This is a genomic window from Acetobacter estunensis (genome assembly GCF_019083805.1).
Classification (GTDB): Bacteria; Pseudomonadota; Alphaproteobacteria; order Acetobacterales; family Acetobacteraceae; genus Acetobacter; species Acetobacter estunensis_A.
On sequence record NZ_JAHRDV010000001.1, the window covers coordinates 363,520 to 384,581 of the forward strand.

General features: G+C 59.4%; 24 protein-coding genes. 14 read left to right on the top strand and 10 right to left on the bottom strand.

From position 1 onward, the window contains the following. Positions 1-91 precede the first annotated feature (91 nt). Both hmuQ and KUA11_RS01815 read left to right on the top strand, forming a co-directional pair. On the top strand, positions 92-406 hold the full coding sequence (gene hmuQ / locus KUA11_RS01810) for a heme-degrading protein HmuQ (protein WP_166313417.1): 315 nt from the start codon (positions 92-94) through the stop codon (positions 404-406). A 274-nt stretch (positions 407-680) separates the two neighbouring features. Beyond that, the gene (locus tag KUA11_RS01815) at positions 681-1,910 is read left to right on the top strand and encodes an autotransporter outer membrane beta-barrel domain-containing protein (RefSeq protein WP_217408811.1); all 1,230 of its coding nucleotides are present in this window, start codon (positions 681-683) and stop codon (positions 1,908-1,910) included. 52 nt (positions 1,911-1,962) lie between these two features. Here the strand turns inward: KUA11_RS01815 and KUA11_RS01820 are convergent, their stop codons facing one another. Together KUA11_RS01820 and KUA11_RS01825 are read right to left on the bottom strand one after the other, a co-directional pair. Next, positions 1,963-2,244 (bottom strand): Rdx family protein, encoded by a 282-nt coding sequence (locus KUA11_RS01820; protein ID WP_217408810.1) that lies wholly within the window; start codon positions 2,242-2,244, stop codon positions 1,963-1,965. Between the two features lie 26 nt (positions 2,245-2,270). After that, positions 2,271-3,017, bottom strand: a complete 747-nt coding sequence (locus KUA11_RS01825) for a methylenetetrahydrofolate reductase (protein ID WP_217408809.1) — start codon at positions 3,015-3,017, stop codon at positions 2,271-2,273. Positions 3,018-3,195: 178 nt separating this feature from the next. Here KUA11_RS01825 and panS point away from each other — a divergent pair, with 178 nt between their 5' ends. Continuing rightward, positions 3,196-4,104, top strand: a complete 909-nt coding sequence (gene panS, locus KUA11_RS01830; RefSeq protein WP_217408808.1) for a ketopantoate/pantoate/pantothenate transporter PanS — start codon at positions 3,196-3,198, stop codon at positions 4,102-4,104. 2 nt (positions 4,105-4,106) lie between these two features. Here the strand turns inward: panS and KUA11_RS01835 are convergent, their stop codons facing one another. Further along, positions 4,107-4,679, bottom strand: a complete 573-nt coding sequence (locus KUA11_RS01835) for a DsbA family protein (protein WP_217408807.1) — start codon at positions 4,677-4,679, stop codon at positions 4,107-4,109. Positions 4,680-4,945: 266 nt separating this feature from the next. Here KUA11_RS01835 and ffh point away from each other — a divergent pair, with 266 nt between their 5' ends. From ffh to leuD, 7 genes are all read left to right on the top strand, one after another. Continuing rightward, positions 4,946-6,358 (top strand): signal recognition particle protein, encoded by a 1,413-nt coding sequence (ffh, locus tag KUA11_RS01840; protein ID WP_217408806.1) that lies wholly within the window; start codon positions 4,946-4,948, stop codon positions 6,356-6,358. Between the two features lie 52 nt (positions 6,359-6,410). Further along, entirely contained in the window at positions 6,411-6,764 is a 354-nt protein-coding gene (gene rpsP, locus KUA11_RS01845) for a 30S ribosomal protein S16 (RefSeq protein ID WP_217408805.1), read from the top strand. A 32-nt stretch (positions 6,765-6,796) separates the two neighbouring features. After that, positions 6,797-7,339, top strand: a complete 543-nt coding sequence (gene rimM / locus KUA11_RS01850) for a ribosome maturation factor RimM (RefSeq protein WP_217408804.1) — start codon at positions 6,797-6,799, stop codon at positions 7,337-7,339. Next, positions 7,336-8,064, top strand: coding sequence for a tRNA (guanosine(37)-N1)-methyltransferase TrmD (gene trmD / locus KUA11_RS01855; protein ID WP_217408803.1), 729 nt, complete (start codon positions 7,336-7,338; stop codon positions 8,062-8,064). Before rimM ends, trmD begins: the two co-directional genes overlap by 4 nt. Beyond that, positions 8,061-8,450 carry a 50S ribosomal protein L19 gene (gene rplS, locus KUA11_RS01860; RefSeq protein WP_166313426.1) on the top strand — a complete coding sequence of 130 codons (390 nt, stop codon included), beginning with the start codon at positions 8,061-8,063 and terminating at the stop codon, positions 8,448-8,450. Before trmD ends, rplS begins: the two co-directional genes overlap by 4 nt. Positions 8,451-8,663: 213 nt before the next feature. Further along, complete coding sequence (gene leuC, locus KUA11_RS01865) at positions 8,664-10,070, top strand: 3-isopropylmalate dehydratase large subunit (protein WP_217408802.1); 1,407 nt, start codon at positions 8,664-8,666, stop codon at positions 10,068-10,070. Positions 10,071-10,093: 23 nt separating this feature from the next. Next, a complete protein-coding gene (gene leuD / locus KUA11_RS01870; protein ID WP_217408801.1) occupies positions 10,094-10,714 on the top strand; it encodes a 3-isopropylmalate dehydratase small subunit in 621 nt (206 codons plus the stop codon). A gap of 680 nt (positions 10,715-11,394) precedes the next feature. On the opposite strand, the gene KUA11_RS01875 is transcribed toward leuD, so the two are convergent. The 4 genes from KUA11_RS01875 to KUA11_RS01890 all read right to left on the bottom strand — a co-directional run bounded on the left by KUA11_RS01875 (position 11,395) and on the right by KUA11_RS01890 (position 14,465). After that, positions 11,395-12,855 carry an NAD-dependent succinate-semialdehyde dehydrogenase gene (locus KUA11_RS01875; RefSeq protein ID WP_217408800.1) on the bottom strand — a complete coding sequence of 487 codons (1,461 nt, stop codon included), beginning with the start codon at positions 12,853-12,855 and terminating at the stop codon, positions 11,395-11,397. A 27-nt stretch (positions 12,856-12,882) separates the two neighbouring features. Beyond that, positions 12,883-13,653 (bottom strand): exodeoxyribonuclease III, encoded by a 771-nt coding sequence (locus tag KUA11_RS01880; RefSeq protein WP_217408799.1) that lies wholly within the window; start codon positions 13,651-13,653, stop codon positions 12,883-12,885. Positions 13,654-13,659: 6 nt separating this feature from the next. Continuing rightward, the gene (locus tag KUA11_RS01885; protein WP_217408798.1) at positions 13,660-14,004 is read right to left on the bottom strand and encodes a HesB/IscA family protein; all 345 of its coding nucleotides are present in this window, start codon (positions 14,002-14,004) and stop codon (positions 13,660-13,662) included. A 122-nt stretch (positions 14,005-14,126) separates the two neighbouring features. After that, on the bottom strand, positions 14,127-14,465 hold the full coding sequence (locus KUA11_RS01890) for a P-II family nitrogen regulator (protein ID WP_217408797.1): 339 nt from the start codon (positions 14,463-14,465) through the stop codon (positions 14,127-14,129). 205 nt (positions 14,466-14,670) lie between these two features. Between KUA11_RS01890 and KUA11_RS01895 the strand changes: the two genes are divergently transcribed. From KUA11_RS01895 to KUA11_RS01910, 4 genes are all read left to right on the top strand, one after another. Beyond that, on the top strand, positions 14,671-15,885 hold the full coding sequence (locus KUA11_RS01895) for a UbiH/UbiF/VisC/COQ6 family ubiquinone biosynthesis hydroxylase (protein WP_408744126.1): 1,215 nt from the start codon (positions 14,671-14,673) through the stop codon (positions 15,883-15,885). A 378-nt stretch (positions 15,886-16,263) separates the two neighbouring features. Continuing rightward, positions 16,264-17,424 carry an L-dopachrome tautomerase-related protein gene (locus KUA11_RS01900; RefSeq protein ID WP_368040899.1) on the top strand — a complete coding sequence of 387 codons (1,161 nt, stop codon included), beginning with the start codon at positions 16,264-16,266 and terminating at the stop codon, positions 17,422-17,424. Between the two features lie 103 nt (positions 17,425-17,527). Beyond that, on the top strand, positions 17,528-17,935 hold the full coding sequence (locus tag KUA11_RS01905) for a cupin domain-containing protein (protein ID WP_408744130.1): 408 nt from the start codon (positions 17,528-17,530) through the stop codon (positions 17,933-17,935). 39 nt (positions 17,936-17,974) lie between these two features. Then, a complete protein-coding gene (locus tag KUA11_RS01910; RefSeq protein WP_217408795.1) occupies positions 17,975-18,811 on the top strand; it encodes an aldo/keto reductase in 837 nt (278 codons plus the stop codon). A gap of 146 nt (positions 18,812-18,957) precedes the next feature. Here KUA11_RS01910 and KUA11_RS01915 read toward each other — a convergent pair whose 3' ends face one another. Genes KUA11_RS01915 through exbB form a run of 3 tightly spaced genes read right to left on the bottom strand, consistent with a single transcriptional unit; the run spans position 18,958 to position 20,985 of the window. Next, the gene (locus KUA11_RS01915) at positions 18,958-19,791 is read right to left on the bottom strand and encodes an energy transducer TonB (RefSeq protein ID WP_217408794.1); all 834 of its coding nucleotides are present in this window, start codon (positions 19,789-19,791) and stop codon (positions 18,958-18,960) included. Further along, entirely contained in the window at positions 19,788-20,222 is a 435-nt protein-coding gene (gene exbD / locus KUA11_RS01920; RefSeq protein WP_217408793.1) for a TonB system transport protein ExbD, read from the bottom strand. Before exbD ends, KUA11_RS01915 begins: the two co-directional genes overlap by 4 nt. A 10-nt stretch (positions 20,223-20,232) precedes the next feature. Beyond that, positions 20,233-20,985 carry a tonB-system energizer ExbB gene (gene exbB, locus KUA11_RS01925; protein WP_217408792.1) on the bottom strand — a complete coding sequence of 251 codons (753 nt, stop codon included), beginning with the start codon at positions 20,983-20,985 and terminating at the stop codon, positions 20,233-20,235. Between the last annotated feature and the right edge of the window lie 77 nt (positions 20,986-21,062).

Consider the following 21,062-nt stretch of genomic DNA (forward strand, 5'->3'; position numbering starts at 1 on the left):
AGTGAAGAAAGATCAATGCAGCAGAGAGCCGCGTGCAGGCTTTCAATGTGGCATGCTGGGTTTTGCAGCGATCTTTTCAAGGAGTGCTTTGATGTACATTGCGATGAATCGTTTCCGTGTCAGCCCTGAAAATGAGGAGGCGTTCCAGAAGCGTTGGCTCGACAGGGAGGTTTTTCTCAAGACGGTTCCCGGCTTTGTGAGTTTTCAGTTTCTACGCGGTCCGGTGCGGGAAGATCATGTGCTTTATGCTTCTCACACGGTTTGGGAGTCTCACGAGGCTTTTGTGGGTTGGACGCAGTCGGAGCAGTTTCGACAGGCGCACGCGAATGCCGGGCAGGGAAAGCCGCTGACCATGGGGCCGCCTGTGTTTGAAGGGTTCGAGGTTCTGCAGAACGTGGAGAAGTAAAGAAAAATGTATCGTGCGGCGGGGAAAGTCCCGCCGTCAGCATTCAGCTTGCTCTAGAATTAGATCACTTTTATGGCATCTTTTGGTTGTGTGTTGTATATATTTCATTCTTTAATCATATAAATAATAATTCTTTGGTTATTAATTCATTAATTTATTTTATTAACGGAAAACTTACTTAGGGAGAAATCAGGTCAACATTTAGGTTCTCTTCGGATTTCAGGAAACCCTGATCGGGAATTGCTGAAGTTCTAATGAATTTCAGGAGAGAACAATGGTTTCGACCACACATATCAACCTCACAGATGCTGATACGTCTGCTACACTGGTATCAGGTCAGACATATGTCGTGGGTAATACGGCTTCTTCCGCTGGTGATGTGACGGCCTGGTATGACAATAATCTCGTGATGACAGGGAAGGCTGATGTCACGGTAAACGGTTACGGCACTACAGTGGCGTTCACCGATACTGCTGCCGAAAGTTCTGTCACACTGAACGCTGGCGACAACACGATCAAGGACTTGCAGAACGGCAGTATAAATGGCGCCAGCGTAGCCGGAAATACGTTTCTTGATCTATCCAATATCCCGGGCGCAACCTCACTGATACAGGTGGGGGCGTATTCCACATTCGTCGATGGCCGTAACCTCAACATCATTGCGGGTGCGAAGTCCACGTTTGATGGATGCACGGGTGGTTCCATTACAACAGGCTCGGACTCCCATATCGACAAGTTTCTGCAGGGAACGATCACGGCCGGTATCAAGACGGTTGCGGGTGAGATTGATACCTCTTCCGTGGAACTCGGGCGCGACAGCACTGTCGGCAAGATGATTGACGATAAGCTGATCACCGATGGCACGGGTGTATCCGTGGGCATCCTCGAGAACTCATCCGTCAACACGGCGCAGGATGATGCGACCGGCGCTTACGCGAATGCGGGATATGGACAGTTTGTCGTTACGGATTCCCTGATCGGCACTAATCAGATCCATGCTCAGTCGGTCGACATCACCATGGGCAGTCGTGACTGGAATGCCGACCTTGAAGTCAATACATGGGGCGACAGTGGATCGAGCATTACGGGAGGTACGGGTAATCAGCACGCAACCGAAACAGGTGCGGGCAAGATGACTTTCATTAGCGCGGACAGCAATGTCCATGGCGCCTTTACGGCCGTCGGTGGTTCTGGTTCCGATCTTTTTGTTGCCAATAGCAGCATGAATATGACGGGCGGCACAGGGGGCGGCAATACGTTTGACATTATGAAGACGGCTGCTGGCGCGCGCGATGTCATCACTGACTTTACAGCGGCAAAGCACAACACGATCGATCTGACCGGTTTTGGTTTGACGCAGAGTGGTCTTGCCGATGTGCTCGACCATGCCACCGTCTCTTCAGCCGGTCTCGCGCTGCATCTTAACAGCAACACGACACTGACTGTGGCGGACGTGCATGACACGAACACCCTGACAGCCAGCAATTTCTCGCTGCTTTCCTGAAAAATGACCGGGCGGCTCGTTCGCTGCCCGGACTGGAACACCGTGGGCTGCTTTAGCGGTCCACGTGCCCCAGATCACGTTCGGGGGCGATGACGTCCCGCACGCGCTGCTTGAGTTCCTTGGGGCCGGGAAAGCCGTTGTCGCGCTTGCGTTCCCACACGATGACATCGTCCACGCTGATCTCAAACCGGCCACCCGTGTCTGGACACAGGGCCACTTCCGTCAGTTCGGTGCCGAACGTCTGGAGCAGTTCCTGCGCCATCCACGCGGAACGGAGGAGCCAGTTGCACTGGGTGCAATAGTGGATGCGGACCTTGTGAGAGGCTGCGGTCATGGTCGGCTCCATCGTGTGGAAAGGGTTCAGCCCTGCAGAACGCCTTCAAGCGGCCGGAGGTAGTTTGCGAGTTTTACGCGCAGCGGCATGAGATAGACCGAATCTCCGTCGTCGCGCACTTCACGAATGGCCTGTTCGGCAAAGGTGAGATTGGCTTCCATCGTGGGCTCAAAATCACGCGGAAAGACAATGTGGTTGGTCGTCTCCCAATAGGAGCGTGACTTGGGGCCGATCACAGGTGAGAAGCCCCAGAAAACTTGCTGATCGTGCAGCCAATCGCGGCAGAGATCGAGCATTTTCATGTCGAAGAGAGGTTGTGTGAAAAAACCACAGGCTCCGGCTTCGCGCTTGCGGGCCACATCTTCCAGTTCCTTGTAGGGCGCGCGGCGGTAAGGGTCGAAGGCAGCGTAAACCTTGAGGTGCGGCGCTTCACGTCGGTAACGGCGAATGACGGCGTCGGAGGTGTTGGGAAACACGCGACGGCTCAGATCTGCCGGTGGATCGCCTTTTACCACGAGGATCTCCGTCAGGTCCGGCACATCGAGACCTGGCAGCGGGCCGTTCGGGTCGATGTCGATGGCGCGGACATGCGGGATCACGGACCGAAAGTTCGGGCGCACGAGTGTGGCGGCCTCCCAGCTTCGCAGCGAAAAGCGCTGGATGTCGGGAATGTTGATGGTGTCCACAAAAGGGAGACATGCGCGAAGTTCGGCCACTTCGCGTTGGATGGTGTCCGCATCGCGCGGGACGAGTTCGATGGAGACACGGCTCATGAGAAGGGGTCTGCTTCAAAAAGGATCATGGATTCAGTGTAGCGGAGGGTGGCGTGGGGTGAAACTCCAGCCACACACGCCGTCATGATTGATCTGTATTGCCTCTTCCTTTCATAAGGCGCGCAGATGTCGCGAAAAGGGGGGATCGGATGGGTAAAAAGGCGGAAGATGTGCGCGCATGCTGACACGGCTGTTCCCGGTGTGGGCTGTGCTTGTTTCACTGATGGCCGTGCTACGGCCCGGCCCCTTTTTGGTCATTACCCCAGTCATTACGCCGCTGCTGGCGTTCATTATGTTCACCATGGGCGTGACGCTCACTGTGGCGGACTTCAGGCGTATCGCCCGCAAGCCCTATCCGGTGCTCGCGGGTGTGGCGCTGCATTATCTTGTGATGCCGCTGGCGGCGTGGGGAATTGCGAAGGCGCTTGCCATGCCCAACGATCTGACGACCGGCATGGTTCTGGTGGGATGTGTCGCCAGTGGCACCGCTTCCAACGTGATGATTTATCTGTTGCGTGGAGATGTGGCGCTCTCGGTCAGTATCAGCACTCTCTCCACGCTGGTGGGGATTGTGGCTACACCTCTGCTTACGAGGTTGTATGTGGCGGCGGATGTGGCCGTGGACAGTTGGGGGCTGTTCCGTAGCATTCTGACACTTGTGGCCGTTCCGGTTGTGGGAGGCGTGCTGGTCAACACCTTCTGTCATCGCGCCGTGCGTCGGATGGAGCCGGTGCTGCCACTTGTGGCCATGGTGGCGATCCTGACCATCATTTCCAGCATTGTCGCAGCGGCGGCACCCGCTTTGGGAGCGGTCGGGCCGCTCGTGCTGGTGGGCGTCATCCTTCACAACGCTGTCGGCCTGCTTGGCGGCTATTGGGGCGGACGATTACTGGGCTTCGATGAATCCGTGTGCCGGACACTGGCGCTGGAGGTCGGCATGCAGAATTCGGGCCTCGCCGCGACGTTGGGGCGGCTTTATTTTTCCCCACTCGCGGCCCTGCCGGGCGCAGTGTTCTCTATCTGGCACAACATCTCCGGTTCGGCTCTGGCGGCCATCTGGGCGTCACGGCCTCCCCGGAGAAACTGAGGTTAGTCTCGGGAAGGCAAAAGGCGCGCCACCCATGTTTCGACCGGATCGCCGCTGTTCATATCGGGTTGCACCAGTCCGTCGATCATGAAGGTGGGAGAGGCGTGGATGCCGTTCTGACGCGAGTATTTGCAGTGCCACTTGATTTCGCGATCCAGGTCCGGGATTGCGAAAGCTGGTTTGAGGGTGAGACCGCTATAGCGTTCCAGCCGTTCGATGATGTCATCGGGGGTGGCGTGTCGGTTCGGGCCTTCGCAATGATGTGCGAACTCAAACTCCTCGCGGTGATCGGCCACAGCCTGCATTGCGCGACGTGCCGCATCCTTCCCTTCCGGCAGCGTGGAGGCTGCGAGGATGCAGCGCACGACAACGCCGGAGAAAAGGTGCCATGGCTGTGATTGCATGCGCAGTTTCACGGTAATCCGGTCCTCTCCGGCCTGTTCCAGAAGGGCATCAAGCTTGTTGAACGCCTTCACGGAGAACGGGCAGGTCGGTTCGAGAAACATTTCCAGTAGGCGAGGTCCGTGTCCCCATGTGAGTGGCGCGGCATGCCATGAGGTGGGAGTGCCAGCCATTGGGTGTTCTCCATATATATTTCAGGGATGACATGGCAGGATGGGTTGTCGGACTGTTCGTCGCAAGTCTGAAGGACGCGTGCAGGCGGGTGCTGCTGTCCGTGTGAAGCGAGCCGGTGGATGCATCCACCTGTCTTTCCCTGAAGAGGCCGTTTGATTCCGTTTGACAGGGCGAATGGCCGGGGCGTAGACAGATCGCCATACATGAGTCCCGCCACATCGCGAGTGTTCGCGCAGTGGCGCGTATTGTTTTGGGGAAACGCCTCTTGTTCGAGTCTCTGTCAGACAGGTTCTCCGGGGTCATCGGTGATCTTGGCAAGCGCGGCACGCTGAGCGAGGCCGACGTTGCCGAGGCCATGCGTGAAGTCCGGCTAGCCATGCTGGAAGCGGATGTGGCGCTTCCAGTCGTCAAGGACTTCGTCAATAAGGTCAAGGAACGCTCGGTCGGCGCAGAAGTGCTGGAAAGCGTTTCTCCCGGTCAGGCCGTTGCCAAGATCGTCAACGACGCGCTGATCGACGCGCTCGGTGGTGCAGGCGCTGTTCCCCTCAACCTGAACGCAACGCCGCCTGTGCCGATCCTGATGGTCGGTCTTCAGGGTTCGGGCAAGACGACGACATCGGGCAAGATCGCCCTGCGTCTGGCGACGCGCGAGCGTAAGAGGGTGCTGCTGGCATCGCTCGATACGCAGCGTCCGGCGGCTCAGCTCCAGTTGCAGCAGTTGGCCGAGCGCGCGGGTGTCGCATCGCTGCCCATCATTGCTGGCCAGACGCCGGTGGAAATCGCGCAGCGGGCGATGGAGACGGGGCGTCGTGAGGGGTATGACGTCGTCATCCTCGACACTGCCGGACGGCTCTCCATCGACGAAGCGTTGATGAATGAGGTGCGTCAGATCCGTGACGTGACGCACCCTGCGGAAACGCTTCTGGTCGTCGATGCGATGACCGGTCAGGACGCGGTCAACACAGCCAAGTCTTTCAATGAGGCTGTGGGCGTGTCCGGTGTGGTCATGACCCGTATGGACGGTGACGCGCGCGGTGGTGCGGCGCTGTCCATGCGCGCGATCACGGGCGCGCCGATCAAGCTGACGGGTTCGGGCGAGAAGCTCGACGCGCTGGAGGAGTTCCATCCCGAGCGCGTTGCCGGACGCATTCTCGGTCTGGGCGACATTGCCGGGCTGGTCGAGAAAGCCGCCGATACGCTCGATCAGGAAGAAGGCGAGCGGCTGGCCAAGAAGATGATGGCCGGCAAGTTCGATCTGGACGACTATGTCGCGCAGCTCAAGCAGATCCAGAAGATGGGCTCGATCTCGGGTATTCTGGGGATGCTGCCCGGTATGGGCAAGCTCAAGGACATGGTGGCGGAGAAGAACCTCGACACCACCGTATTCAAGCGCCATCAGGCCATGATTTCGTCCATGACGAAGGCTGAGCGCAAAACGCCGGGCATCATCAAGGCGTCGCGCAAGAAGCGTATCGCTGCTGGGTCCGGCACAACAGTTCAGGAAGTCAACAAGCTGCTCAAGCAGTTCGATGACATGTCCACCATGATGAAGCGGGTCAACAAGCTCGGGCTCAAGGGCCTGATGCGGCAGGCTTCCGCGCTCATGTCCGGGGGCGGGATGCCGGGAGGGCCGGGTGGCCGTCCGGGTGGTCCCGGAGGTCGGCCGCCTTTCGGCTGATCCATCCCCGACCCGTTCCTTTTCTTTTCTGGCACTATCCGGAGTAGTCTGAATGAGCCTCAAGATCCGTCTCGCCCGCGCCGGTGCGAAGAAGCGTCCTTACTACCACATTGTTGTGGCTGACAGCCGTTCGCCGCGCGATGGTCGCTTCATTGAGCGCGTGGGTGCTTACAACCCGATGCTGCCGTCCGATCATGCTGACCGCGTGAAGCTGACGGAAGAGCGCATCAAGCATTGGCTGTCGCAGGGTGCCCTGCCGACGGACCGCGTGGCCCGTTTCCTCGGTCAGGCTGGTGTGATCGCGAAGCCGACATGGAACGAGCAGCCCAAGAAGTCCGCACCGAAGAAGAAGGCGCAGGAACGCGCGAAGGCGGCGGCTGACGCTGCGGCGGCTGCAGCGGCCTGAGGACAGAGTAGATCGAAAGACGCTTTCCAACCATGACGGACGGACGCATCCAGATCGGAGTTGTGGGGAGGCCGCACGGTGTGCGCGGGCTTGTGCATGTGCACAGCCTCGCGACCGATGCAGCGGCTCTCGCCTCCTATGGCGTGCTGACGGACGATCGGGGCGGCAAGTGGACGCTCAGTTGGCGTTCGGGCGATGTGGCGGAACTGCGTGATGCGCAGGGACAGCCGCTTGCCGATCGGACGGCGGCGCAGGTACTGGTCAATCGGAAGCTCTATGTCACGCGCGATCAGCTTCCCGAGCCAGAGGATGAAGAGTTCTATCACAGCGACCTACTTGGTCTGGCGGCTGTGGAAGATGGGCAGCCTCTGGGGCGGATTGTCACGGTCCACGATTATGGTGCGGGTGTGAGCCTTGAGCTCGACACGGGTCTGATCGTGCCGTTCACGAAAGCCTGCGTGCCGGAGGTCGATCTGACTTCTGGGCGCGTAAGCATTGTGCGGCCCGTGGAAGTGATCGGTGAGGAGGCGCAGGTTCCCAAGCGGGAGCGGGTTGCCTCGGACGATGTGGCATGAGCTGGACGGCTTCCATCCTCACCCTGTTTCCGGACATGTTTCCCGGTCCGCTCGGTCAGTCTCTGGCCGGTCGGGCGCTGGAAAACGGAACGTGGAACTGCGACGTGCGCGATCTGCGCGCGTTCGGGTTGGGGCGGCACAACGCTGTGGACGACACGCCGTTTGGAGGCGGGGCGGGCATGGTGATGCGGCCGGATGTGGTGGAGGCGGCGCTTGAGTCGGTGTCTCGCCATGATGGTGCGCCGTGTGTCTATCTGACGCCGCGCGGTCGTCCGCTCTCACAGGCGGATATCCGCCGTTATGTATCCGGACCGGGGGTAGCCCTCCTGTGCGGACGCTATGAAGGTGTGGATGAGCGGGTGCTTGAGGAACGGTCGATCGAGCAGGTCTCGATCGGCGATTACGTTCTCTCGGGTGGCGAAACGGCGGCACTGGTGCTGCTCGATGCCTGCGTGCGGCTTCTGCCGGGCGTCATGGGATCGGCGGAGAGCGGTGTCGAAGAAAGCTTTTCCGACGGTCTGCTTGAATATCCTCTCTATACCCGCCCGGCCAAGTGGAAGGGCCGGGCCGTGCCGGACATTCTCCTGTCCGGCAACCATGCCGCCATCGCCCGCTGGCGGCGCGAACAATCCGAGAAGGCTACGCGCGAGCGCAGGCCCGATCTGTGGACAGCTCATCTGTCTCACGCATCAAGACCATCCGTTCACGAAGGACATTCGTCATGAACATCATCCAGCAGTATGAGGCCGCCGAGATCGCGCGCCTGTCCGCCGCCCGCGCGGTTCCCGAGTTCCAGGCCGGCGACACGGTGCGCGTGTCCGTCCGCGTGAAGGAAGGCGAGCGTGAGCGTCTTCAGGCCTATGAAGGCGTTGTGATCGCCCGTTCCAACAAGGGCCTGAACAGCAATTTCACAGTGCGCAAGATTTCGAACGGCGAAGGTGTGGAGCGTGTGTTCCCGCTCTATGCGCCCACGATCGCGGAGATCAAGGTTGTGCGTCGCGGCAAGGTGCGTCGTGCGAAGCTGTATTATCTGCGTGGCCGTCGCGGCAAGTCCGCGCGTATTGCCGAGCGCGCCCGTGACACGGGACCGGCCGCCAAGGCCAGCGCGTAAGCTTCGCGCTTGGGAAGGCCGGTGCTCCGCAGGGGCACCGGCCTTTTTCTTTTGCGGGGAAGGGAGCCTGCTCGCCACTGGCGAAGCGGGTCGTTCATTCCTACGTGACCGGACAGGGATTTTGCCTGCACATAGGGCTTCGGCGTACTTGACGCCCCGCTCTTCAGGCAGGCAAAGCTCGTGTCATTGATTACAGGAAGTTCAGGAACCGCCATGTCGCCGCGCACGCTCTTCGACAAGATCTGGGCCAACCACGTTGTCGATACCCTCGAGGACGGCACGGCGATCCTCTATATCGACCGGCATCTTGTGCATGAGGTGACGAGCCCTCAGGCTTTCGAGGGGCTACGTCTGGCCGGGCGAAAGCTGCGGCATCCGGAAAACACTATTGCGGTTGTGGACCATAACGTGCCGACGTCCGATCGGACTAAGCCGATCGAGGAAGCAGACAGCCGCAATCAGATCGAGACGCTGGAGCGCAACGTCAAGGAATTCGGTGTTCCGTATTTTCCGCTGCTTTCGGCCAATCAGGGCATCGTGCATGTGGTCGGCCCCGAGCAGGGCATCTCGCTGCCGGGCATGACCATTGTGTGCGGTGACTCCCACACCTCCACCCATGGCGCGATGGGTGCTCTGGCATTCGGTATCGGTACGTCCGAGGTCGAGCATGTGATGGCGACGCAGACCATCCTGCAAAAGCCCGCCAAGAACATGAAGATCGCCGTAGACGGCACTCTTGCTCCGGGCGTGACGGCCAAGGATGTGGTACTGGCCATCATCGGCAAGATCGGCACGGCGGGTGGCACGGGGCATGTGATCGAGTTCACAGGTTCGGCCATTCGTGGGCTGGACATGGCCGGGCGCATGACCGTGTGTAACATGGCCATTGAGGCCGGTGCGCGCGCGGGCCTGATTGCACCGGACGAGACGACGTTTGAGTATGTGAGGGGACGCCGGTTCGCGCCCAAAGGTGCGGATTTCGACGCTGCTGTGGCGTATTGGAAGACGCTGGTGGCCGATGAGGGAGCAGTGTACGACACCGAAGTCACTCTGCGGGCCGAGGAGATCGAGCCTTGTCTGACATGGGGCACCAGCCCCGAGACGGTGCTGTCGATCAATGCCACGATCCCCGATCCTGCCGATGAGCCGGATGAGGCCAAGCGCGCGCAGTTGCAGCGGATGCTGGACTATATGGACCTCAAGGCGGGCGCGAAGATCGCGGGCACGCCGGTCGATGTAGTGTTCATCGGTTCCTGCACCAACAGCCGCATCGAAGATCTGCGCGCTGCTGCATCCATCGCTGCGGGTCGCAAGGTGGCAGACGGTGTGCGGGCGATGATCGTGCCGGGTTCAGGGCTGGTAAAGGCACAGGCGGAAGAGGAAGGGCTGGACCGCATCTTCCTCGATGCAGGCTTTGAATGGCGTGAGGCTGGCTGCTCCATGTGTCTGGGCATGAATCCGGACAAGCTGACGCCGGGTCAGCGCTGTGCGTCCACATCCAACCGCAATTTTGAGGGACGGCAAGGACCGGGTGGACGCACGCACCTGCTCTCACCTGCGATGGCCGCCGCCGCCGCTGTGACGGGTGTGCTGACCGACGCCCGCGAACTGAACGCCTGATCCCGGCAGAAGGACCGACCACGATGGAAAAGTTTACGACCCTCACGGCCATCGCAGCGCCTCTGCCTGAGGCTAATATCGACACGGACAAGATCATTCCCGCGCGTTTTCTCAAGACGACGAAGCGCACGGGACTGGGTGTCCATGCCTTTGACGGGATGCGTTACCGTCCGGATGGTTCTGAGAACCTGGACTTCGTGCTGAACAAGGAGCCGTATCGCAAGGCACAGATCCTCATCACGCATGAGAACTTCGGCTGCGGTTCATCGCGTGAGCACGCGCCTTGGGCGTTGCTGGATTTTGGTATTCGCTGTGTGATTGCGCCGACATTCGCCGACATTTTCTTCAACAACAGCTTCAAGAACGGCATCCTGCCGATCCGTCTGCCGCGTGAGGTCTGCGATGAACTGATGAAGGATGCGACGCAGGGAGCGAACAGTCGCATTACTGTCAATTTGGAAAGTCAGGTTGTGGTGCGTCCGGATGGAGAAGAGATTCCCTTCGAGATCGACCCGCTGCGCAAGCATCTGTTGCTGGAGGGGCTGGACGATATTGGCCAGACGCTTAAGCGGGAAGGGGCGATTGAGGCGTTTGAGGCGAAGCGGGCCAAGGACGAGCCTTGGTTTCCGAAGATTGCGGTGTGAAAAAGCGGGGCTTTTGCCCCGCTTTTTTTATGTCTGGATTGAGGGGAGAGCGGAATGTCTGCTTCTGGTGGCCATTTGATGGAATCTAACTGACAGCGTTTAACTAGTAGTCTTTGAAGATTATTTTTATTAAATAAATAAAAATAATAAATATAGCTGCATTTCCTATCGCAATAAATATAAAACCAATAATGCTTTGTTTTGTTGTTATATCTTGAGAAAAACTCGCTGATGAAAACATTAAAGTTGATATGGTGAGAAGTGATGTGATGTTAATTTTTACGTTGTCTTTTTCCAGCGTGAAGCAATTTAGGCAGTATAATCCTGTGTATAAACCAAGAATTATTGCTGTTGTTTTTGAGTAATTGCTTATTTGTTCAGATTGAATAAAAATACCTGCCGTTATGAATGATATGAAATTAAAAATTGTCCAAGACAATATAAAAACACACGCTAAAAAATTTAAGTAAATAGGATAGTTTCTTCTCATCCGGCGAACCGTTAATTTTAGAGCTATAATGTGAAGAAATCTAGCCGCTAAGAGCCTGTTTGGAAATACACGCTGGTCTGTGGTCCGACGTGCGTTTCCTGCGCTTCGGTAATCAAAAACAAACCGAGGTCGAGGAGGCTGCGCCTCCTCGTGGGGTTCGGGGCAAAGCCCCGAGACGCAAGCCGTCCCCTCAGAACTTCAGCCCCGCCATATGCAGCGCCTTGGTCTCAAGGAACTCTTCGATCCCTTCCGCGCCGCCTTCACGGCCAAGCCCGGACTGCTTCATGCCACCAAACGGCGCGCACTCCATCGACACGGAGCCGGTGTTCACGCCGACCATGCCGTATTCCAGCGCCTCGCCCACGCGCCATGCACGGCTCATGTCCTCGGTGTAGAAATAAGCGGCCAGACCGAACTCAGTGTCGTTAGCCATCCGCACGGCCTCGGCTTCGTCCGTGAACTTGAAGATTGGCATGACGGGGCCGAATGTTTCTTCACGGAAAATCCGCATGGCGGTCGTAACGCCTTCCAGCACGACGGGCGTGGCAAAGCAGCCATTGGTCTCCAGCGGAGCGCTGACATAGGACGCGCCTTTGGAGAGCGCGTCCTCCACATGATCGCGCACCTTTTTCACGGCAGCCTCGTTGATCAGCGGCCCCATGGTGTTGCCGTCTTCCAGGCCGTTACCGACCTTGAATTTGGCCACTTCCTCGCGGATGCGCGCTACGAAGCGATCATGGATGCCCGCCTGCACAAGGATACGGTTGGCGCACACGCAGGTCTGTCCGGCATTGCGGAACTTGGCGGCGATGGCGCCCGCCACGGCGGCGTCGAGATCGGCATCATCGAACACGAGGAAGGGCGCGTTGCCGCCGAGTTCAAGGCTCAGACGCTTGATGGTGTCGGCAGACTGTCGCATGAGCAGTGCTCCGACCTGCGTGGAGCCGGTGAAGGACAGCTTGCGCACGGTGTCGCTGCCTGTCAGCACGGGACCGATTTCCTTGGCTTCACCTGTCACCAATGACATCAAGCCCGCAGGCAGTCCGGCGCGCTCGGCCAGAACGGCCAGCGCAAGGGCGGAATAGGGCGTCAGTTCGGACGGCTTGAGCACCATGCTGCACCCGGCTGCGAAAGCAGGCCCGCATTTGCGGGTGATCATGGCGTTGGGGAAGTTCCACGGGGTGATGGCCGCCGTGGTGCCAACGGGCTGCTTGAGGGTGAGCACGCGGCGATCGGGCTGGTTGGGCGTGATGACCGCGCCGTTGATCCGACGGGCTTCCTCGGCGAACCACTTGAGGAAGGAGGCGCCGTATTTCACTTCGCCCTTGGCCTCAGCCAGCACCTTGCCCTGTTCGACGGTCATGATGCGGGCGAGATCATCCGCGTTGGCCATGATGAGGTCGTGCCACTTCATGAGGATGTCGGCGCGAGCCTCAGGGGCGCGGGTCTTCCACTCTTTCTGGGCGCGATCGGCGGCCTCGATGGCGCGCTGCGTCTCTTCAGCGGTGCAGGCCGGAATGGTGCCGATGGTCTCGCCGGTGGCCGGGTTGGTCACACTCATCGTCTTGCCCGATGACGAGTTGATCCATTCACCAGCGACAAGTGCCTGTTCGCGGAAAAGGGACGGGTCGTTAAGGCCGGTGATGGGCATGGGGAAGCTCCGTGTCAGGAAAATGGATCAGGAAAGGGTGATGACGACCGGCACATGGTCGGAGGGCTGCTCCATGCCGCGCTCATCACGGTCCACCTCGGCGGTGAGAAGCCGTTCGGCGATACGGGGTGAGAGCAGCATATGGTCGATGCGCAGGCCCATATCGCGGCGGAAGGCGCCCGCCTGATAATCCCAGAAGGTGTAGATCGTCTCTTGCGGATGCAGGGCGCGGACGGCGTCCGTCAAACCCAGCCAGAGAAGGCGCCGGAAGGCCGCGCGGCTTTCCGGGTGGACGAGGGCATCAGTGGGGGGCAGTGCGCCGGTTGCGAGATCCTTGTCCGTGGGACAGACGTTGTAATCGCCCGCGAGGATGAAGTCGGTTCCTTCGGCCAGCATGGCTTCGGCGTGGCGGGCAAGGGCGTCGAAGAACTCCATCTTGCGCGCAAAGCCTGCGGGGCCGCCGGAGTTGCCGTTGGGCAAATAGAGGTTGCCCACGGTCAGGGAGCCATTACGGATTTCGATGAACCGTGCGGGTGGTTCCTCCTCACTCAGGCCGGGGAGCTTGCGGGCAAGAACCTCGACAGGGGTGCGCGAGAGGGTGGCGACGCCGTTATACGACTTCTGGCCGACCACATGCGTCGTGTAGCCGATGGCCTCAAACGCTTCGGTCGGGAACTGATGCGCTTCGCATTTGATCTCCTGAAGAAGCAGGAGATCGGGCTCATTGCGCTTGAGCCAGTCCAGCACGAGATTCTGCCGCTGGCGAATGGAGTTGACGTTCCACGTCGCGATTTTCATCGCCGTTCAGCCGGATATGGAGAAGCTGGTGCCGCACCCGCAGCCCGAGGCGGCGTTGGGGTTGTTCACGGTGAAATGCGCGCCCATGAGCTTGTCCACATAGTCGAGTTCCCCGCCGTCCATCAGGTCGAGGCTGGCGGGATCCACCGCGACACGAATACCGTGGGCTTCCACTACGAGATCGTCGGGGGCGATTTCGGGGTCGAGCCGGAATTCATACTGGAAGCCATTGCAGCCACCCGCGGACACTGCCACACGCAGCGCAGGCGGTGGGCTGACCTCTCCCTTGGAGGCGATGATTTCGGCAATGCGCCGTGCGGCGGCGTCGGAGACGGAAAAGCTCTGGGTCATACCGGAGATAATGGGCGCGGGAGGCCCGGAATAAAAGAGGAAACGCGCCCTCCTGTGTGTGGAAGGAGGGCGCGTGTTTCACAAGAGCGGGAAGAGAGAGGTGAAGGGTGGGGTGATGCCGCTCAGAGCGCCTCGTCACCGCTTTCACGGGTGCGGATGCGGATGACGCGACTGAGGTCACTTACGAAGATCTTGCCGTCACCGATCTTGCCGGTATGGGCGGACTGGAGAATGGCCTCCACCACCTGATCGACCAGCGCATCGGACGTGGCGACCTCGATCTTGATCTTGGGCAGGAAGCTGACGTGATACTCCGCGCCGCGATAGATCTCGGTCTGTCCTTTCTGGCGCCCGAAGCCTTTGACCTCGGACACGGTCAGCCCCTGAATCCCGAGCGGCGAGAGCGCGTCGCGGACGTCGTCGAGTTTGAAGGGCTTGATAATAGCCGTGACGAGCTTCATCCCAGTTCCTCTTTGTTCATCCCGAATTTCACAACGATACCGTAATGGCTTTCGCACAAAAGCATATCGGGCGCTCCCTGTCACGCGCTTCGGGATGGTATGAACTCACAAAGCATGCAAAGAGTTTCATCGCTTGCCGTCGGGCGTGGTTCTGTTCTGTGCTCAATGGCGGAAAAGAGCCAATTTTTGCGAAGAGGTCGCCGGCATGAGCATGTCCGCACACACTGTCACCGAAGTCGATATCTGCATCATCGGTGCGGGTCCGGTCGGTGCCACGCTGGCCTGTCGTCTGGCGCGTGAAGGCGTACCCGTGGCCGTAGTGGATCGCGCGGCACTTCCGCCCATGGAAGATCCCGATTTTGACGGGCGGGCCTATGCGATTGCGGCAGGCTCCAAGAACCTTCTCGAAGAGGCGAGTGTGTGGGAGCGACTGCCGCAGATTCCATGCCCCATTGAGGACATTCTTGTGACCGATGGGCGTCCCGGCGAGCCGCCGTCACCGCTTTCACTGGAGTTCACTCGTGAGGACTCGAGCCAGCCGTTCGGCTGGATGGCCGAGGCCCGGGCGCTCCGCGTGGCTCTGAACGCGACATTGCACGATGCGCCTTCGGTCACACTGCTGGCGCCTGCGGAAGTTGTCATCACGCGAAGCAATGCGGGTGTGGTGGTGCGCGCAAAGGACGGGCGGGAGATCAGGGCGCGCCTGCTTGTGGCAGCCGATGGTCGAGGCAGCCGGACACGTTCGCAGGCAGGTATCCCCATTACGAAGCTGCCTTATGGTCAGAGCGGAATCGTTTGTGCGATTGCGCACGAACTGCCGCACGACAATGGTGCGCTGGAGCATTTCCTGCCGGGTGGTCCGTTTGCCCAGTTGCCCATGACCGGCACGGCGGAGCATCCGAACCTGTCAGCCATTGTGTGGAGTGAAAAGGACGCCATGGCCCAGCGTCTGGCGGCGCTGCCCGACGAGCTTTTCGTGCGGGAACTCAAGCGGCGCATCGGGGACCGGTTGGGTGACGTGAAGCCTGTCGGGCGCCGATGGGTCTATCCGCTTTCCGCTCAATATGCCCAGCGTTACACCGCCACGCGGATGGTGCTGGCGGGTGATGCCGCGCATGGCATCCACCCTATTGCCGGGCAAGGACTCAACTTGGGTTTCCGCGATGTGATCGCGCTGGCGGATCTGTTGATCGAAACGCACCGTAAGGGGGAGGATCCCGGTGCGCCGTCGGTTCTGGCGCGCTATCAACGTCGGTGCCGCCCCACCAACATGCTCATGTTCGTGGCGACCGATGCGCTGGATCGGCTGTTCAGTAATGACAATCCTGTGCTGCGACTGGCCCGTGATGTGGGGATTGCCGCCGTGCAACGTATGCCGCGTCTGCGTAAGGCGTTCGTGAAGCATGCGATGGGCGTGTGAGCGGGCCGTTTCTGTCGGTTTGTATGGGTTGCCTTGAGGTTGGGTTGAGGCGATTATCGAGAGCGTCTTGAGCGGTGGTTTGCTCGGTGGAATCTTTGACAGCAAAATAGTTGTTTGTTTTTCAGTACTTCTGGGAAGAGTGTTCCCCGCACACGCGGGGATGAACCGCAGATGATTCCGCCTGCAATCAGGCCGGGACGGTGTTCCTCGCCTATGCGAGGATGAACCATCCGTCATTCTGATGACGGTCCTGTGAACACCTTGGAACTGCGCCAAGGCTCTATCGTATACATATTACGACACACGTGACGGGGACGGTCCTCTCACAAGCAGGCACAGGGAGGGCGGGTTCTGTTCAGGCTATGCGGGAAGGAGAGGGTGGCGGGGGCCATTCTTCTTGGAGTGCTGATGCATGGGGTCGGGACAGCTTGGGCGCGCACCCCTCCTCCAATCACCGACAATCATGATCCCGGGTTTGGCACGCAAGGAAAGGTCGAGATCGTTGGCGTGTTACAGGCGCCCGACCCTTCTGGAATTGCCATAATTGACGGGCGGATGTTTCTCAGCTTCCCCAAGCACGATGGCGATCATGCGGGGCCAGTTCTGGCGGAGTGGAAAGATGGGCGCCTCGTGCCGTTTCCGGCAACGGCCGCGCCAATAGATGCACCGCCCTCTTCTCGACTACTTTCCGTGCATGGTCTGACGACCGACACGCAGGGACGACTATGGGGCATTGATGACGGCAAGATAAAAGGGCAGCCAATCCCACCGGGCGGAGCCAAAGTTGTCGGCTTCGATGTGCGCTCGGGCAAGCAGATTGCGGCCGTCGTGCTGAAAGAGGCGTTGTTGCCCGGCAGTCATATGAACGATCTGCGCATTGATCTGACTCATGGGGCGGCTGGCACGGTGTATGTGACCGACAGTTCCTTCGATGGTCATCCCGCACTCGTGGTGGTGGATATTGCGACGGGGCGACAGCGTCGTGTGCTGGAGCATGACCGCTCCACGCAGCCGGACCCTGGTTATCAGACTGTTCTGGACGGTCGGGTTCTGAAAGTTGACCGTGAACATCCGACATTTCCCGGCGGAGGTGCTGACGGAATCACGCTTTCTCGCGCGTCGGATCGGCTTTATTACGCACCGCTTTCCAGCCGTCGTCTTTACAGTCTCCCGACGGCCCTTTTGGCGGATTTTTCGAAATCCGATGCTGAACTTGCAGCGGCTGTGAGCGATGAGGGCGAGAAGGGAGCGGCGGACGGACTGGCGAGCGATGCGTGGGGGCGGATTTACACGACTGCCGCCGATCATGACGCGGTCTTTCGTCGCAATCTGGATGGTTCGTTCGATCTTATCGCATCCGACCCACGCTTTGTCTGGCCGGACGGTATCTTTGCCGATGATCGGGCTGTTTATGTCGTGGCCGGTCAATGGTCGCGTCTGCCCCGTTTCCATGATGGAAAAGACCTGCGCCATCCACCTTACCTGATTGCGCGGATTGGTATTGCGGCGCCGTCCGAAAAGACACAGTCCGGAAAATGAAGTGTGATGGCTCCTGATCGGGATTGAACGGGATCAGGAGCGCTGGAGAGGAGCGAAAAAGATGCATGCTGCGAGGTTTCTATCTGCAGCCACCGTTGTTGGCATGATGATCGCCGCAGGCACTTTGCATGCCCAGAATGTGGCTACGGCGCATAAGGACGTCCTGCTGCAAAGCGATCATTCATGGAACGGCGTGGCGTACAAACCGTATTCATCAGGGCAGCCGCAGCTGACGATGATCCGTCTGACCATTCCGGCGCATACGGCGTTGCCGTGGCATACACATCCCTGTCCCAATGCGGGCTATGTGCTGGAAGGGCAGTTGACGATCACGGATCGTGAAAGCGGTAAGCAGCACACTTTCCACAAGGGAGAGGCGTTTGCGGAATCCGTGGATGACATTCATCGGGGCCAGTCGGGCGATACGCAGACAGTGCTGCTGCTGACCTATGCGGGGGAAGTGGGGCAACCCACTTCGGTGCCGGTAAAGGGTGAGAAGCCCGAATACTGACGTACTGCTCCCTGACATCGAGACCAAGGAGATCATTTCATGACCATGCCGCAGATTACGCTCAATGACGGGACGAAGATTCCAGCCATTGTATTCGGCACCTACAAGCTCAACGGCGCTTCGGGCGTGGAGGCGATGAAGGGGGCTATCGACGTCGGCTATACAGGTCTCGACAGCGCCTTCAACTATGAAAATGAGGGCGCGCTTGGCAAGGCGCTGCGTGAGAGCGGCCACAAGCGAGAGAGCATCCGTATCGCGTCCAAGCTGCCCGGCCGTCACCACGCCTATGATGAGGCTCTGGCCACGATCGAGGAATCTCTCTACCGGACCGGCGTTGATTATTACGATGTGTATTTCATCCACTGGCCCAATCCGAAGGTTGGGAAATATGTGGAGGCTTGGAAAGCACTGATTGAGGCGAAGAAGCGCGGATATGTGCAGTCGATTGCGGTGTGCAATTTCCTGCCTGAGCATCTCCAACGTCTTTTGGACGAAACGGGCGTTCTCCCTTGCATCAATCAGATTGAGCTGCATCCTTATTTTCCGCAGGACGAGGCGCGTGCGTGGCACAAGCAGCATAATATCGTCACGCAATCGTGGAGCCCGCTTGGGCGCGGCAACGATATTCTCACCAATCCGGTCTTGGAAGGAATTGCCAAACGGGTGGAGCGTTCGGTGTCACAGGTGATCCTGCGTTGGCATCACCAGCTTGGGTGTGTGCCGTTGCCCAAGGCATCGAGCCGCAAACATCAGATCGAGAATATGTCGATCTTTGATTTTGCGCTTACGGATGAGGACATGAAGGCGATTGCCACCTTGGCGCGTCCCGGTGGTCGTACGGCCAATCAGGATCCGGCGGTGTACGAAGAGTTCTGAATACGGGGAATGACCTGTTCTGCTCGTTTACTTTGCAGAGTGAGAGATGGCGTGCCGCCCCATTGGGGCGGTATTTTTTATGAAATGAGATTGTCAGAGAACACGGACTATTCCTCTCGTTGTGGGATGCTGTGTATTCGTCCTTCCTACTCAACGTAGAATTCAATGGGAACGGTCAGGGTGATCGTGTCTCCCGGTACACTGTCTGGTGGTTCGGGCAGTGGTTCGGCGCGCCGAACAAGAGCCAGTGTTTCCTGATCGAGCAAGGTATAACCGGATGGTTTTGTGAGGCGAGCGGACAGCACACGTCCCTTGCGATTCATGGTGAAGGTCAGGAGCGGGGTGCCTTCCTCCCGATGGCGTTGCGCCTCCGTTGGGTAGCGTTTGAAGCGTTCCAGCCTCGCCACGAGATCGCTCTGCCATGAAGCCGGAGCACGCGATGCGTGCGAAGAGGACGCTCCCGGTGAAGGGGACGCCTGTGTAACGGCAGGAGGAGCTTCGGTGGAAGGAGGCGCTGTGGTGCGTTCCGCTGACGCTTCTTTGAGCGGAAGTGGTTTTTCCTTATGCGAAACGGGTTTGACGACGGTCTTTTTCACGACCTTGCGCGTCTCGGTTTTCGGCACGGGAACAGGAGGATGCGGCGTAGGAGAGGGCGGTGCTGCTATTTTAGGTGGCTCTTCCGGCGTGGGGTCCGGCTGGGCCTGTGTCTGTTTTGGGCCTTTCGGCACGTCTTGCGGAGGCGTGGGGGTAGCTGTTGGAAGAGGGGCAAGATCGATGGCAATGGCGGCTGGGGGTGGCAGGGAGACTGCGGGTGGGGAGCGCGGAATGAGCGTGCTCAGGGCCACGCTGGCTGTTATGAAAATCACTACTGCTGTTAGCGCTGTTCCCCAGAGGCGTCGTTCCCGTTGCCGCTCGTGTTGCAGCGCCTGATGACGCCGGTCGCGGAACGAGGTGGAAGACGGGAAAACAGCGCTGCTCATTGCTCTGCTCCTTCCTCCTGCCCCTGAAGATTGACCAGCGCGACCTTGAGAAAACCGGCTGCGCGCAGTTTGTCCATCACGCCCATAAGAGTGCCGTAATCCACGGTCTTGTCAGCCCGCAGAAAGATGCGTTCGTCCTTGTTGCCCTTGCTGGCTTTCTCCATGGCGCCAGCCAGAGCGTCGGGTGCGATATCCTCTTCGCCCAGCGCCAGACCATGATCGGCCTTGATGGTGAGAAACAGCGGGTCATCGGGTCGTGGTGTGGGTTTTTCGATGGAAGAGGGTAGATCCACCGGCACGTTCACCGTGGTCAATGGCGCGGTCACCATGAAGATGATGAGCAGCACCAGCATGACGTCGATGAAGGGGGTGACATTGATCTCGTGCGCTTCGTGCAGGTCGTCGGAACTGTGACGGATGCGAATGGCCATGGCGTGTTTCTCATTCCGCCGGAATGCGCTGCTCGCGCGAGGCGAAAGGAATGACCTGCGCGCGAGAGAGGGTGGGGCGGAGACGCCCGAGATCACGGGACACGAGGCGCATCACGGAGGCTGTCAGGTCGGCCACGCCTTCACGGCAGGCGGCGCATTGGCGTCCGAGGTGATTGTAGATCACCACGGCAGGAATGGCCGCGACCAGTCCAAGCGCTGTGGCCAGAAGGGCCTCGGCGATGCCGGGCGCCACAACGGCAAGGCTCGTGGCTTTGGTGGCCGCGATGCCGGTGAAGGAGGTCATGATGCCCCATACCGTGCCGAACAGGCCCACGAACGGCGCGGTTGCGCCGATGGTTGCCAGCAACCCCGTACCCCGCATGAGGCGCCGGGCTTCACTGGCTTCGATACGCTCCAGATGAAGAACGATGCGCTCCTTCAGCCCTTCGCCGTCCTCAGGAATGTCGTGTGAACGGGTGCGTTCGTCTTCGGCTGCCAGAACTAGAGTGTGTGCGACACGGCACTTGCGTGTCAGGTCCTCCGCGCCATCAAGGGAGGGCGCATCGTCCAGAAGAATGTCGGCTGCCATCAGTCTGGCGCGCAACCGTCTGAGTTCGATGGATTTCGCGATGAAGATCGTCCACGTGGCGATGCTGGCAAGAGCCAGAAGGATCATCACGGCCCGGACGACAGGCCCCGCTCCGAGGAACATGTCCCACGGAGAGAAAGTGAGAGGAACCGAAGCAGGCGTATCGACGGGCATGACGCAGCGGAGCCTTTCAGTGAGAACGGGTTTCCTCCTTTTCCGCCGTTGCATGGGGAAGATGAGCGGAGAAAACG